13 protein-coding genes are annotated in these 13,864 nt (G+C 42.9%); 11 read left to right on the forward strand and 2 right to left on the reverse strand.

What is annotated here, in order from left to right:
* Window positions 1–13: 13 nt before the first annotated feature.
* The 11 genes from benA to I3249_RS10575 all read left to right on the forward strand — a co-directional run bounded on the left by benA (window position 14) and on the right by I3249_RS10575 (window position 11,760).
* A complete protein-coding gene (gene benA / locus I3249_RS10525; RefSeq protein WP_238052627.1) occupies window positions 14–1,390 on the forward strand; it encodes a benzoate 1,2-dioxygenase large subunit in 1,377 nt (458 codons plus the stop codon).
* A 71-nt stretch (window positions 1,391–1,461) separates the two neighbouring features.
* Window positions 1,462–1,959: a benzoate 1,2-dioxygenase small subunit gene (gene benB, locus I3249_RS10530; protein WP_238052628.1), complete on the forward strand. Its 498-nt coding sequence runs from the start codon at window positions 1,462–1,464 to the stop codon at window positions 1,957–1,959.
* Between the two features lie 90 nt (window positions 1,960–2,049).
* Window positions 2,050–3,066 carry a benzoate 1,2-dioxygenase electron transfer component BenC gene (gene benC, locus I3249_RS10535; protein WP_238069920.1) on the forward strand — a complete coding sequence of 339 codons (1,017 nt, stop codon included), beginning with the start codon at window positions 2,050–2,052 and terminating at the stop codon, window positions 3,064–3,066.
* 86 nt (window positions 3,067–3,152) lie between these two features.
* Window positions 3,153–4,232: a 2-keto-3-deoxygluconate permease gene (locus tag I3249_RS10540; protein WP_238069921.1), complete on the forward strand. Its 1,080-nt coding sequence runs from the start codon at window positions 3,153–3,155 to the stop codon at window positions 4,230–4,232.
* Window positions 4,233–4,303: 71 nt separating this feature from the next.
* Window positions 4,304–5,083 (forward strand): 1,6-dihydroxycyclohexa-2,4-diene-1-carboxylate dehydrogenase, encoded by a 780-nt coding sequence (locus I3249_RS10545; RefSeq protein WP_201571628.1) that lies wholly within the window; start codon window positions 4,304–4,306, stop codon window positions 5,081–5,083.
* A 75-nt stretch (window positions 5,084–5,158) separates the two neighbouring features.
* Complete coding sequence (benE, locus tag I3249_RS10550) at window positions 5,159–6,355, forward strand: benzoate/H(+) symporter BenE (RefSeq protein WP_238069922.1); 1,197 nt, start codon at window positions 5,159–5,161, stop codon at window positions 6,353–6,355.
* A 115-nt stretch (window positions 6,356–6,470) separates the two neighbouring features.
* Complete coding sequence (locus I3249_RS10555) at window positions 6,471–7,193, forward strand: 3-oxoacid CoA-transferase subunit A (RefSeq protein ID WP_238069923.1); 723 nt, start codon at window positions 6,471–6,473, stop codon at window positions 7,191–7,193.
* Window positions 7,194–7,219: 26 nt separating this feature from the next.
* Complete coding sequence (locus I3249_RS10560) at window positions 7,220–7,885, forward strand: 3-oxoacid CoA-transferase subunit B (protein ID WP_101204510.1); 666 nt, start codon at window positions 7,220–7,222, stop codon at window positions 7,883–7,885.
* Between the two features lie 20 nt (window positions 7,886–7,905).
* Window positions 7,906–9,126: a 3-oxoadipyl-CoA thiolase gene (gene pcaF, locus I3249_RS10565; RefSeq protein ID WP_238069924.1), complete on the forward strand. Its 1,221-nt coding sequence runs from the start codon at window positions 7,906–7,908 to the stop codon at window positions 9,124–9,126.
* 102 nt (window positions 9,127–9,228) lie between these two features.
* Window positions 9,229–10,005 carry a 3-oxoadipate enol-lactonase gene (gene pcaD / locus I3249_RS10570; RefSeq protein ID WP_101204508.1) on the forward strand — a complete coding sequence of 259 codons (777 nt, stop codon included), beginning with the start codon at window positions 9,229–9,231 and terminating at the stop codon, window positions 10,003–10,005.
* 393 nt (window positions 10,006–10,398) lie between these two features.
* Window positions 10,399–11,760, forward strand: a complete 1,362-nt coding sequence (locus I3249_RS10575) for an MFS transporter (protein ID WP_238069925.1) — start codon at window positions 10,399–10,401, stop codon at window positions 11,758–11,760.
* Between the two features lie 260 nt (window positions 11,761–12,020).
* Here the strand turns inward: I3249_RS10575 and I3249_RS10580 are convergent, their stop codons facing one another.
* Complete coding sequence (locus tag I3249_RS10580; RefSeq protein WP_238069926.1) at window positions 12,021–13,055, reverse strand: hypothetical protein; 1,035 nt, start codon at window positions 13,053–13,055, stop codon at window positions 12,021–12,023.
* Between the two features lie 165 nt (window positions 13,056–13,220).
* Window positions 13,221–13,700, reverse strand: a complete 480-nt coding sequence (locus tag I3249_RS10585; RefSeq protein WP_179799443.1) for a thioesterase family protein — start codon at window positions 13,698–13,700, stop codon at window positions 13,221–13,223.
* Window positions 13,701–13,864: the final 164 nt, after the last annotated feature.

Raw genomic sequence — 13,864 nt, forward strand, 5'->3', positions numbered from 1 at the left:
AAGGAAGGCAGCCATGAGCCAGCGTATCAATCTAGTACCTGAAGGATCAGACATCAGTATTGATGATTTTTTAGAAGAAAACAGCGAAAAAGGGATTTATCGTCTGCATCGTAGCGCCTTCACCAACGAAGAGCTATTTGAGCTTGAAATGAAATACATCTTTGAGAATAACTGGGTCTATTTGGCGCATGAGAATCAAGTGCCTAATAACAATGACTATTATACGTCATACATAGGCCGCCAGCCGGTGATTCTAGCTCGCAATAAAGAGGGTGAGCTGCATTGTATGATTAACTCTTGCTCCCACCGCGGTGCGCAATTATGCCGCCATAAAAAAGGCAGTAAAGCCACTTACACCTGTCCATTCCACGGTTGGACTTTTAACAACTCAGGTAAGCTGCTTAAAGTTAAAGACCCAAGACACGCCGGCTACCCAGAATGTTTCAATAAAGAAGGTTCACACGACCTAAAACAAGTAAAACTGGCCAATTATAAAGGCTTTATATTTGCCAGCCTAAATGATGATGTTCAGCCAATCGAAGACTGGCTTGGTGGCTCAACCAAAATCCTTGACATGATTGTCAACCAATCCCCAGAAGGCTTAGAAATTCTACGTGGCACTTCTACTTATACTTTTGATGGCAACTGGAAACTACAAGCCGAAAACGGCGCTGATGGCTATCACGTTTCAGCCGTCCATTGGAACTACGCTGCCACTACCGCACGTCGTAAAGAAGAAGCGGCTAAAGAAGACAATATCAAAGCCATGAACGCGGGTAAATGGGGTCGTCAAGGCGGTGGTTTTTACTCTTTTGAAAACGGTCATATGATGCTCTGGACCCAGTGGGAAAATCCACAAGATCGTCCAAACTATGCCTATCGCGACGAATATATCGCAAATTACGGTGAAGCCATGGCAGACTGGATGATCGGACGCTCACGTAATTTATGCTTATATCCAAACGTCTACATCATGGATCAGTTCGGCTCGCAGATTCGTATGCTGCGCCCTATTGCGGTTGATAAAACCGAAGTCAGTATTTGGTGTATTGCACCCAAAGGCGAAAGCGATGAGGCACGTGCGCGCCGTATCCGTCAGTACGAAGACTTTTTCAACGTCACTGGCATGGCCACACCTGATGATCTAGAAGAGTTCCGCTCATGCCAAGAAGGCTATAACGGCATCAAAATGGAATGGAATGATATGTGCCGAGGTTCTGAACACTGGATACAAGGGGCAGATGAAGGGGCAGCGGCTATCGACCTCAAACCTTTAATGAGTGGCATGAAAACTGAAGATGAAGGTCTCTATACCGTTCAGCATCACTACTGGCATGAAGAGATGAAAAAAGCTTTAGCACAAGAGCAGCAGCTACATGGCGGATGCTAATAGCTATCGATATATTTATACCGTTGACCTGCCAGTTATTATGGAACTGACAAAATATAAGGATATTAATAATGAAAAATGCAACCGTTCATATTGAAGACATTCGACAGTTTTTATACCGTGAAGCACGACTCCTTGATGAAAAAAAATGGGAAGAATGGCTCACCTATTATGATGAAGACTGCCCCTTTTGGATGCCAAGTTGGGATGACGATGGTCAGCTCATCAGCGACCCACAACGAGAAATTTCGCTGATTTATTATCCGGACCGCCGTGGTCTTGAAGATCGCATCTTCCGTATTGAGACTGAGCGCTCATCAGCGACCATTCCTGATACGCGTACCACGCACAATTTATCGAATATTGAACTGCTAGAAGACAATGACGGTATCGTGACAGTGCGCTTTAACTGGATCAACAAATCCTTTCGCTATCACGAAACCAATACTTATTGGGGCTACTCTCAGTACAAAATAGACATGACGCAAGACAGTCCAAAGATTCTAGATAAGTATGTGGTCTTAAAAGACGATTATGTCCATCAGATTATGGATGTTTATCACGTTTAATCCTTATTTATTCGTTATTTAGTCACTCATTATTTAGTAAATTGATCACTCAGTTATTGAGTTACCACGTGTTGAAAAGGGATATTTCTCATGGAATATAACATTGCTCTACAGTTCGAAGATGGCGTCACGGGCTTCATCAAATGTGAAGCCGACGAAACAGTTGCCGAAGCAGCGTATCGTCAAAAATTTAATATCCCTGTGGACTGCCTAGATGGTGCTTGCGGTACTTGCCGTTGCCATTGTGAATCTGGCAGCTATGACATGCACCCTGATATGTATATCGAAGATGCACTCACAGAAGCTGAAGCTGAAGAAGGTTATGTACTCACCTGTCAGATGATTCCTGAAAGCGACTGCGTGATCAAAGTACCAACCTCCTCTGAAGCTTGCAAAGTTGGCAAGTCTGTATTCAAAGGCAAACTACAGCAGCTGAATGTACTGTCTGAGTCTACCATTCACTTTGGTGTCGAAGTCGATAATCCAGATGCGCTAGTATTTTTGCCAGGCCAGTATGTCAATGTCAGTATTCCTGATTCTAACGAGACACGCTCCTATTCATTTAGCTCTATACCTAGTGTCAATCAGGCTGAATTTGTCGTCCGCAATATTCCTAACGGCAAAATGAGCACCTTTTTATCTGATACTGCAACTATAGGCCAAGAGATTAATTTTGAGGGTCCATTTGGTAGCTTTTACCTGCGCCCTCTAATCCGCCCGACCCTATTTCTAGCAGGCGGTACCGGTATCGCGCCTTTTTTATCGATGCTAAAAAGTTTAGAAGTGTCTGGTGCTCATCATCCTGTCAGGATGGTCTACGGCGTCACCAACGATTTTGATCTTATAGAAGTTGAGAAACTAGAAGAAGTAAAACAAAACCACCCTTGGTTTGACTACCGCACCTGTGTCGCCACAGAAGACAGTAGTCATGAGCGTAAAGGTTATGTTACCGGTCATGTTGATAATGAGTGGCTGAACGATGGTGACGTCGATGTGTACTTGTGTGGTCCGTTAGGGATGGTGGATGCGGTGAGTAACTGGTTAGATAGCAGCAATCTAAAACCGAGTAATTTTTACTATGAAAAATTCACGCCTAGTGAAAAGTAGGTTTATACCATAAATGTAATGATTACAGACTATAAGAAAGGTTTAAGAATTTACATAGGAATCACGTCATAAAGGACAACGTGAAGATGGAAAACATTGATAGTTATACAGGCCTAGACAGGCTTTTGCTCAAGCTTCTAAAAATACCAGGTGCATTAATGATTGTGCCTCTATTTCTTGGAGTAATGTTCAATACTTTTGCACCGCAAATATTAGATATTGGTAGTTTCACTACAGCTCTTTTTAAAAACGGGCTTGCAGTCTTAATCGGACTATTTTTCCTAGCTGTGGGCTCTCAAATTAGTTTTAAAACTGCCTTACCATCTGTAGAGAAAGGCCTTGTATTGCTAATCTCAAAATTTGGTATTGCTGTCATTTTTGGGCTTTCTGTTGCCTTTTTCACTCCAGAAGGTGTGCTTTTTGGACTGTTACCTATAGCTATTATTGCTGCAATGTCTAACTCAAACGGATCGCTTTATGTAGCTCTCACAAGTCAGTTTGGAAACCAAACAGACAAGGGTGCAATTTCAATACTTTCTATTAATGACGGACCTTTTCTTACTTTAGTTGCACTTGGTGTAGCAGGACTTGCAGCATTTCCTTTACTAGCTCTTTTTGCTGCAATTTTCCCAATGATATTCGGATTTATTCTTGGAAATAGCAGCACTATTGCTAGAAAATTTTTAGAGCCAGGTGAAAAATTAATCATTCCTTTCGCCGCATTTGCTATTGGAGCCGGAATTAATCTAGAAGTATTACTAGGACAAGGCTCCATTGGCATTCTATTAGGAGCTGCAACTGCCATACTTTCTGGGGGCACTGCACTGATTGCTCTGTATTTTTGGCACAGGGCTCGACGACATCCTAGATCATGTAGAAACCTAGTTGCTGCAGCTTCTGAAGCCAGTGTAGCAGGGAATGCTATTGCAACCCCTGCTATGGTTGCTGCCCTAGATCCAAGCTATCTTGCTGTACAGGGGGCCGCAACTGCACAAATTGCGGCTGCAGTAGTTACTACTGCCTTTATTTTGCCTTTCTTCGTTGCTTGGTTAGCCGCTTGGCAAAAACGACATGGCATTTCACCTGAAAACGAAGAAATGTTCTACGAAGGAAAGAATATAAAGCGTGAACATATTTTAACAAAAGAAGTAGATATAAAAATTTAAAGCTGACAGCCATTCAAGGTGACTTTGATGCATGATCTTATAAACTGATTTTAGTTCTTTAGGAGGTAGCAATGAGTAAAAGATTTGATAATAAAGTATGTATCGTCACCGGTGCCGCTCAAGGCATCGGACGCGGAGTCGCATTACGCTTAGCAAGTGAGGGCGGAAAAATCGTCATGGCAGACTTTTCTCCATTAGTAGAAGAGGTGCTGGCTGAAATCATTGCTGATGGCGGAGAAGCCGTTACCATTCAAGCTGACCTTGAAACCCATCAAGGTGCTAAAGAGGCTATTGATAAGGCACTTGATAGCTATGGGCGTATCGATATATTGGTCAACAATGTCGGCGGCGCAATATGGATGAAACCTTTTACCAGCTTCTCTGAAGCAGAAATCCAAAAGGAAATCAGTCGCTCATTATTTCCAACATTATGGTGTTGTCATGCGGTATTACCAACCATGGTCAAACAGCAGTCAGGCACTATTGTTAATGTGTCCTCTATCGCTACTCGTGGTATCAACCGCATACCCTACTCGACAGCGAAAGGCGGCGTGAACGCCATGACCGCATCGCTCGCTTTTGAGTATGCAAACGATGGCATCCGTGTGAATGCCGTGGCAACTGGCGGTACTGAAGCGCCGCCCAGAAAGATTCCACGTAACGCCAAACCATTAACTGATGATGAAAAATCATGGATGAATGCGGTGGTTGATCAGACCATTGATCGCACCTTTATGAAACGCTACGGCACGATTGATGAGCAAGTCAATGCCATCTTGTTTTTAGCATCCGATGAGTCTTCTTATATTACTGGTAGTACCATTCCTGTGGGCGGTGGCGACGAAGGCTAATAATAAATCTGTCAATCAGTAGCATGCATCTTAATTTGCAACCCCGTAACGAATGCTAATTTGCAAGGAAGCAATATGGCCTCTGTAATCCAAACCTTAAAAAACGACTGGTCGCTCTCTGCATCGGTTGCAGGGTTCTTAGCGGTTCTTATTTCCTATGCAGGTCCTTTGATTATTTTTTTTCAGGCCGCACAAGCCGCACAAGTATCGGATGCCATGATGGCGTCTTGGATTTGGGGTGTCTCCATTGGTGCTGCCATTCCTGGTATTTATTTATCTATTAAATATAAAACACCGGTTATTACAGCATGGTCCGCACCTGGTACCGCTTTACTGGTTACCCTATTTCCACAGATGAGTATTAATGAAGCTGTTGCCGGTTATATCATCTCAGCGATTGTCATATTTATTATTGGAGCGACAGGTTACTTCGACAAAATATTAAAATGGATTCCTAACGGTATTGCCGCTGGCATGATGGCAGGCATCCTATTTCAGTTCGGCTTAGAATTATTTAAAGCCACTGATAGCATGCCATTTATCGTCTTTAGCATGCTCGGTTGCTATTTATTAGCCAAACGCTTTTCGCCGCGCTATACGATGATTTGGGTACTGCTATGCGGTGTTATCTTAAGCGTCTTACTTGGCAAAATGAACCCTGTCGATATAGATTTGGCCATTACCATACCTACTGTGATATGGCCTGAGTGGACGTGGAATGCCGTATTCAACCTTGCGATTCCACTCATTCTTGTCAGCTTAACTGGACAGTTTTTACCTGGCATGGCGATTCTTAATCTGAATGGTTACGACACACCAGCCAAGCCTATCCTCAGTATTACAAGCCTCGCTTCGTTAGCAGTCGCCTGTGTAGGGGGTATTACGATTGTCCTAGCAGCAATCACTGCAGCACTTTGCACTGGCAAAGATGCTCATGAATTAAAAGAGAAACGCTACATAGCAGGTGTGGCAAACGGTATTTTTTATCTATTAGGGGGCCTACTTGCCGGTAGCATCGTGATGGTATTTAGCTTGCTGCCCAAAGAGCTAGTCGCAGCGTTAGCAGGTCTTGCACTTATCGGTGCTATTTCTACCAACATTACTATAGCAATGAAAGATGACTCTCAAAGAGACGCAGCGCTTATCACTTTTTTGGCAACAGCATCTGGTATGAGTTTTCTGGGACTAAGCTCTGTTTTTTGGGGCATTCTTATCGGCATGGTCGCTTACTATGTTTTAAGCAAAAAACGATTATTACCTTTGTTTTCATAAGCAAAAACATACGTCATTTTTATCAATAGAACAGCCCAAATGACAAGACAGTCTCGAAGATGCATAAAACTTAAGTCTCGCAATACCTAATATTCTTTTTGTATAGGACATAAGCATGATTAATAAAGCTGAAAAAAATATCACGGATGTACTTAATCAAATTAAAGATGGCGCCACTATTATGATTGGTGGTTTTGGAACCGCAGGGCAGCCAGCTGAACTCATTGATGGCCTTATCAATTTAGGTGTTAAAGACCTTGTCATTATTAATAATAATGCTGGAAACGGTGATCATGGTCTTGCCAGATTATTAAAAACGGGCGCGGTACGCAAAATTATTTGCTCTTTTCCTCGTCAGTCAGACTCATGGGTATTCGATGAGCTTTATCATGCTGGCAAGATTGAACTGGAGCTCGTACCACAAGGTAATTTGGCTTGTCGTATTCAAGCAGCAGGTATGGGACTCGGCGCAGTATATACGCCAACAGGCTTTGGCACTTTACTCGCAGAAGGTAAAGAGACTCGTCATATCGATGGTAAAGACTATGTTCTTGAATATCCGATAAAGGCTGATTTTGCCTTAATTAAAGCCAATAAAGGCGATCGCTGGGGCAACTTGGTGTACCGCAAGTCTGCACGCAACTTTGGTCCAATCATGGCAATGGCAGCTGAAGTAACTATCGCCCAAGTCTCTGAAACGGTGGATCTTGGTGAACTTGATCCTGAGTATGTTATTACATCGGGTATCTTTGTGCAGCATGTGGTGCAAATCCAGCCTACTAGTACTGAACCTGCTAGTGATGAATATGCTAGCACAGCAACGACAGCCACCGCTTAATACTGCCAATTATAAGGATCGTCATCATGAGCCATACTTCCTACACCGTTTTGACCCGCGATCAAATTGCCGAGCGCGCTGCACAAGATATTCCAGATGGTGCTTATGTCAATTTAGGCATCGGACTACCGACCAAAATTGCCCAATACCTACCGGATGATAAAGATGTATTTTTACATTCAGAAAATGGCTTACTAGCTTTTGGACCACCACCTGCTAAAGGTGAAGAGGATCCCGAGCTGATTAATGCCGGCAAAGAATACGTCACCATGCTCGATGGCGGTAGCTTCTTCCATCATGGCGACTCTTTTGCGATGATGCGTGGTGGTCATATCGACATTTGCGTATTGGGCGCGTTTCAAGTGGCAGCCAATGGCGACTTAGCCAACTGGAGTACCGGTGCAGAGGATGCAATACCTGCCGTTGGCGGCGCAATGGACTTAGCCGTCGGTGCCAAAAAAGTCTTTGTCATGACCAATCATACCACCAAGACGGGCGACCCTAAAATCGTCAGCGAGCTTACTTATCCTGTGACTGGCAAAAACTGCGTTGATCGCATTTATACTGATTTATGTGTCATTAATGTCACCGATAAAGGCTTAGTAGTCACCGAAATGGTCGATGGCATTAGCTTCGAAGACTTACAGGCCTTGACGGGTGCCACACTGACTGACGCTACTACAGTAAAATAATAAAAAGGATAATATCTACAATGGATAACTTAACAAACGCTTATATCATTGACGCCATTCGCACCCCTTTTGGACGCTACGGCGGCGGTCTAGCACCCGTACGTGCGGATGATTTAGGTGCTATCCCTATCAAGGCGCTAATCGAACGTAATACTAATGTCGATTGGGTACAAGTAGATGACGTCATCTACGGCTGTGCTAATCAAAGCGGTGAAGACAACCGTAACGTCGGACGTATGTCGTCATTGCTAGCTGGCCTACCTTATCAAGTGCCTGCGACAACTGTTAACCGCTTGTGCGGCTCGTCGATGGATGCGTTAGCGATAGCGGCGCGTGCGATTAAAGCTGGTGAAGCCAATTTAATTATCGCAGGTGGTGTTGAGAGTATGAGCCGTGCGCCATTTGTGATGGGCAAATCAGGTCAGGCATTTGGTCGTAGTCAAAAGCTGGAAGATACTACTATGGGCTGGCGCTTTATCAATCCAAAGCTTGATGAGCTATATGGCACAGAGACTATGCCGCAAACCGCTGAAAATGTCGCAGAGCAATTCAATGTCAATCGAGCTGACCAAGATGCATTTGCGCTACGTAGCCAACAACGTACCGCAGCGGCGCAAAAGTCAGGATTTTTTAAAGATGAGATGACCCCTGTCGTCATTCCGCAGCGTAAAGGCGAGCCTGTCACCGTCGATACTGATGAGCATCCTCGTGCTGACACCACCCTTGAGAAGTTGACTAAACTGCGTCCTATCGTCACCGCAGATGGTACGGTGACTGCTGGTAATGCCTCTGGAATTAATGATGGTGCAGCAGCCTTCCTAGTAGCGTCAGAGCAAGCGGTTAGAGAATTTAATCTAAAGCCACGGGCACGTATTGTGGCCTCAACTACGGTAGGCATTGAGCCACGTATTATGGGTTTCGCCCCAGCACCCGCAATGAAAAAGCTGCTTAAGCAAACCGGACTGTCTCTCGATGAGATGGATGTCATTGAATTAAACGAAGCCTTTGCTGCACAAGCTCTAGCTTGCACACGTGACTTAGGGTTAGCTGATGATAGCGAGCGCGTCAATCCTAACGGCGGTGCGATTGCCCTTGGTCATCCACTCGGCGCCTCAGGTGCACGTTTGATCTTAACCGCCCTTAATCAACTGGAAAAAACAGGTAAGCGTTATGCTATCTGCTCAATGTGTATCGGAGTTGGACAAGGTATCGCGATGATTATTGAGCGTGTTGAGAGTTAAGCGTGTTGAGAATATATAGATAGCTCAAAAAATAGATGCACTCATTGATAGGCAAAAACCAATACCTTACTCACATGACAATCACAAACAAGGACGTTCATCATGCCTGAATTTGACAATAAAGATATAACGCTAAACTATGCCACTTTTGGTGATAGCAGTAACCCTGCTCTGATATTCTCTAACTCTTTAGGTACCAGCTATCATATGTGGCAGCCACAAATCGATGCTTTGCAAAACGATTATTTTATCATCTGCTATGACACTCGTGGCCATGGTAATTCTTCTGCACCAAGAGGTCCTTATAGTTTCGATCAGCTTGGACAAGACGTCATTGATTTGCTTGATTATCTGAACATAGATAAAGCATTTTTTTGTGGCATTTCTATGGGTGGTATGACTGGTCAATGGTTAGCTATTCATCATCCTGAGCGCTTTGATCATTTAATGCTATGCAATACCGCCGCGAAGATTGGCAATGAGGCAGCATGGGTAGATCGCGCGCACTTGGTACGTGAGCAAGGTCTAGATCCTATTGCCGCTACAGCCGCTCCGCGTTGGTTCACAGCAAGTTTTATCGATAATCATCCTGATGTAGTTAAAGCACTATCTGACGCTCTCGCAGCTGGCAGTAGCGAGGGTTATGCCAGCTGCTGCGATGCACTATCTGTCGCTGATACTCGCGAGCAGTTACAAAATATTCGTGTACCAGTCACAGTAGTTGCAGGTATCGAGGATCCAGTGACAACGGTTGCCGATGGTCAATATATAGTCGATCATATTCCTAGTGCTAAGCTCGCCACTATCAATGCCTCGCATATCTCAAATATTGAACAACCTGAAGCACTTAATGAGTATATTAAATATTACCTGCAATAACGCCAATAAATGCTTTTAAAAAACACATTCATTAGCGTTGATTAATTAGGCTAATTTTATCTATTTATCTTATATTTTTAATCATCTATATATTTTTTTAGTATATGGATGATTTTCTGCGTATTCAGTATTTTCATAATAGAAATTAATGAAACTTCTTGGCGTTAGTTGTCTTACACACACTCACTGCAAGCATCATTCTTCGTATCTAATACTTTATAAGAGTACCGAATACTCTAATAAAGATAAAAGTCAACATTGTTTCAATAGAATGTTATATAGAAAACCATACCTTTTAGGTATAAATTTATACTTAGATGGTTTTTGACTTAGTACCAGTAAAACCCTAACTTGTAAAGCACGTATAAGGATATTACCCACGGAGAAAAACGAATGGAATCTAAACCCCTAAACATCAATAAAGTCATTGATGACGCCAAATTTTCCCCTTTTCATTGGAAAGTGTTGTTTTGGTGCTTACTGATTATTATCTTTGACGGCTACGACCTCATTATTTACGGCGTGGCCCTGCCATTACTTATGGAGGAGTGGTCATTGACTTCGGTACAAGCAGGTTTTCTTGCTAGCGCAGCACTATTCGGTATGATGTTTGGTGCCATGATTTTTGGCACTTTATCTGACAAAATCGGTCGTAAAAAAACAATTATGATTTGTGTCGCTCTATTCAGTAGCTTTACTTTTTTTGGTGCTTTCGCTAGCGGGCCTATGCAGTTTGCGGCTTTGCGCTTCATTGCAGGTCTAGGTATTGGCGGCGTGATGCCAATCTGCGTGGCACTAACATCTGAATACGCACCGAAACGTATGCGTAGTACTTTAGTCGCTATTATGTTCAGCGGTTATGCAATTGGTGGTATGACGTCAGCATTATTAGGATCTTTTTTGGTGCTAGATTTTGGCTGGGAAATTATGTTTTATATTGCGGGCATCCCTACTTTGCTATTGCCAATTATCTGGAAGATGCTACCTGAATCCTTGATGTATTTGGTCAAAGAAAAGCGAGAAGACGAAGCTAAAAATATCGTTCAAAAATTGGCTCCTCAAGAAAAAGTTACACCCTCTACTACGTTAGTACTAGACGAACCCACCAAAGGTGATGATGCCCCAATTAAAGCGTTATTTCTGAACAGACGTGGATTCACTACTATTATGTTTTGGGTAGCATTTTTTATGTGTTTGCTGATGGTTTACGCTTTAGCAAGCTGGTTACCAAAGCTAATGATTCAAGCCGGTTACTCATTAGGTGCTAGTATGTTATTTCTATTTGCACTTAATATTGGTGGGATGATTGGGGCTATTGGCGGTGGCGTACTGGCCGATAAGTTTCATTTAAAACCTGTACTAACTATTATGTTTGTCGCTGGGGCAGTAGCATTAATTTTGCTTGGCTACAACAGTCCTCAGATTGTACTATATACGCTCATTGCGATTGCTGGCGCTACCACTATCGGCTCACAAATTCTGCTCTATACTTTTGTGGCTCAATATTATCCTACCGCTGTACGCACGACTGCCATGGGCTGGGCATCAGGTATTGGGCGTATTGGTGCTATTGTAGGTCCAATCCTAACTGGTGCGCTTCTCACCTTAGAGCTGACCCATCAGATGAACTTCCTATTTATCGCTATACCAGGTATTATCGCAGCCATCGCTATCTTCTTAGTAAATCTGAGCGCAGCAGTGGACAGTAAAGAAAGCAAACTGCAACCAACAAGATTAGATACTTCAGCAGCGTAAAAGTAATATTGTTTTTAAAATTGTATTACTGTTACTGTAGCAAACACATAGTACACTATCTTTTTATAAGCTAATATAACTGGCGTTTCGACTCTTACAATTGCAACGTCAGTTATATTTATAAAAAAGTTCCTAGTATATATTCTAATACCTGAATAACATGATAAGTATTGATAAAAAATCATTAATCAAGATAATACATCTCCACTATAACTATGGAGATGCCCCATCGTATCGCTTACTCCTCTCAACACTTCAACTCAAAAATCATATTTTGCCATTATTTCAATTTGCTGACCTGCTGGCATCCATGGGAATGTCGTTACGTCCTGATTTCTCCACTCAATACCCAAATCTAGATCTGGTAGATACTCATAGATAAGGTTTGCGCTTTTTACATTAGCAGAAGTGTCTGCCGCATCGTCTACATTTACCTCACCATAGCGCAAGTTACCGCGCAGCTTTTGGGTAAACTGATGCTTATATCCTACGCTATAGCCAGTTTGCGAAATAAGCTTCCCATCCTCGGCATCACAGTCTACGCCGCCATTCATAATTAGTGGCCCGCCAACACAGATGGCAGAATAGGCACCCATGCCTTTACCATTGTATATACTGGCATGGAGTGAATCTTTACCCAATGTCAGCTTGCCCGCTAAAGAAACACCGATACCCACATCTGAACCATCTCCGTTCTCAGCATCACGAGCTGTGACAGCCACGTTATAGTCAAAGTTAGATATCTTATCTTTATAGCTTACTACCATATCAGGTAAGCTCGCATTATCATAAACAGGATCTTGCGCCGTAAAACGCAGCCCCTTATAAGTATAGTGCAACGTCAAATCTGGACGAATATAAGAACCACCACCAGAGGCCGTGCCCAAGCCAGTACCCCAGAAGTCAAGCTGCTCCGTAGACAGAGGCGCCACTGCCAAAAACTGACCGTTCCAAGTCTTACCAACTGTCAAATCATCAACCTGCACATAAGCATGACGCAAGCGCAGATTTGAGCCGCCCTTGGCGTAATCGCCATAAAAATCACCTTCGATAAACCCCGTGAGTTTTCTATCATCTACCGACTTGGTCGTCTTAACATTGATACGAGACTGGCGTAAATTACCCTTAAATTCCGACTCGCCTTCATCAGGAGAGTTAAAAGCACCTTCTGCTTTGATATAACCACCAATACTCAAAGTCGTGTCGCCTGTCGTCACAAGATCGATTGCTTGTGCAGATACGCATGTTATAACCGTAGCAAAACCTACAGATAGCCTTTTTATATAAAGCATCATTCATCTATTCCCTGTTTTATGTTGATATCCTTATCAATCCCAATTGTTACTACGTTTTCTTTAATCCATAAAAATAAATAATCCTTTTAGATGAAAATTAACCTCTACTTAATAAGTACTTCCTAATTAAAAACCCAAACCATAATTTGACCGATATATTGGGTGTTACGCTTCTTGGTCAATATTCTCTAACGCAGCAATCGCTTCTTTTTGCGACTCATCGATCGGCTTTTTTTGCCCACTCAATTTATCGAGATATACCAACACTGACTCACCGATTGCAACGACTGTTTGCTGCACCGTACTGTAATAGGTATATTCATGAATCAGACTTGAATTACCGATTTTTTTGACCTTGACGCCAATCCATAATTCATCAGGATAGGCAACCGATTTGAGGTATCGACATGAAGAGGCTGCCATCACCGAAGACGTCTGTTCGTTAAATAAACCAAGCCGCCTGTTGTAGTAGATACGAGCGTTTTGAGAGTATTCGTAATAGACAACGTTGTTAACGTGACCAAAAGTATCCATATCACCCCACTCCACTTGCTGAGGATAAATAACGGTAAAGTCATGCAATGGGTGATTGTCATCGCTTGTGACAATCTCTTGTATTTCTGGGAACGTAGGCGCAGCTTCCATAGTTTCTCTCTTTTTGTTAGACAGGTTTTGTTATAGAGATAATGAGTGTGACTCAGGGTACTCGTGACTCACACACCTTCCCCATTCCTAGCATTTAGTCAAAAGCTAGGGTTTATACAAGTTCTCACTTTTGTCAGAGTCGATTTGATGGTGACCGGATTGTT

The organism is Psychrobacter sp. Ps1 (assembly GCF_022129425.1).
Taxonomy (GTDB): domain Bacteria; phylum Pseudomonadota; class Gammaproteobacteria; order Pseudomonadales; family Moraxellaceae; genus Psychrobacter.

Bases quoted from the DNA above. Each gene is read 5' to 3' on its own strand.
- I3249_RS10545 (WP_201571628.1), top strand. From the start codon at position 4,304: ATGAGTAAAAGATTTGATAATAAAGTATGTATCGTCACCGGTGCCGCT.
- pcaD (WP_101204508.1), top strand. From the start codon at position 9,229: ATGCCTGAATTTGACAATAAAGATATAACGCTAAACTATGCCACTTTT.
- I3249_RS10540 (WP_238069921.1), top strand. From the start codon at position 3,153: ATGGAAAACATTGATAGTTATACAGGCCTAGACAGGCTTTTGCTCAAG.
- pcaF (WP_238069924.1), top strand. From the start codon at position 7,906: ATGGATAACTTAACAAACGCTTATATCATTGACGCCATTCGCACCCCT.
- benA (WP_238052627.1), top strand. From the start codon at position 14: ATGAGCCAGCGTATCAATCTAGTACCTGAAGGATCAGACATCAGTATT.
- I3249_RS10580 (WP_238069926.1), bottom strand. From the start codon at position 13,055: ATGATGCTTTATATAAAAAGGCTATCTGTAGGTTTTGCTACGGTTATA.
- benB (WP_238052628.1), top strand. From the start codon at position 1,462: ATGAAAAATGCAACCGTTCATATTGAAGACATTCGACAGTTTTTATAC.
- I3249_RS10560 (WP_101204510.1), top strand. From the start codon at position 7,220: ATGAGCCATACTTCCTACACCGTTTTGACCCGCGATCAAATTGCCGAG.
- benC (WP_238069920.1), top strand. From the start codon at position 2,050: ATGGAATATAACATTGCTCTACAGTTCGAAGATGGCGTCACGGGCTTC.
- I3249_RS10575 (WP_238069925.1), top strand. From the start codon at position 10,399: ATGGAATCTAAACCCCTAAACATCAATAAAGTCATTGATGACGCCAAA.
- I3249_RS10585 (WP_179799443.1), bottom strand. From the start codon at position 13,700: ATGGAAGCTGCGCCTACGTTCCCAGAAATACAAGAGATTGTCACAAGC.
- I3249_RS10555 (WP_238069923.1), top strand. From the start codon at position 6,471: ATGATTAATAAAGCTGAAAAAAATATCACGGATGTACTTAATCAAATT.
- benE (WP_238069922.1), top strand. From the start codon at position 5,159: ATGGCCTCTGTAATCCAAACCTTAAAAAACGACTGGTCGCTCTCTGCA.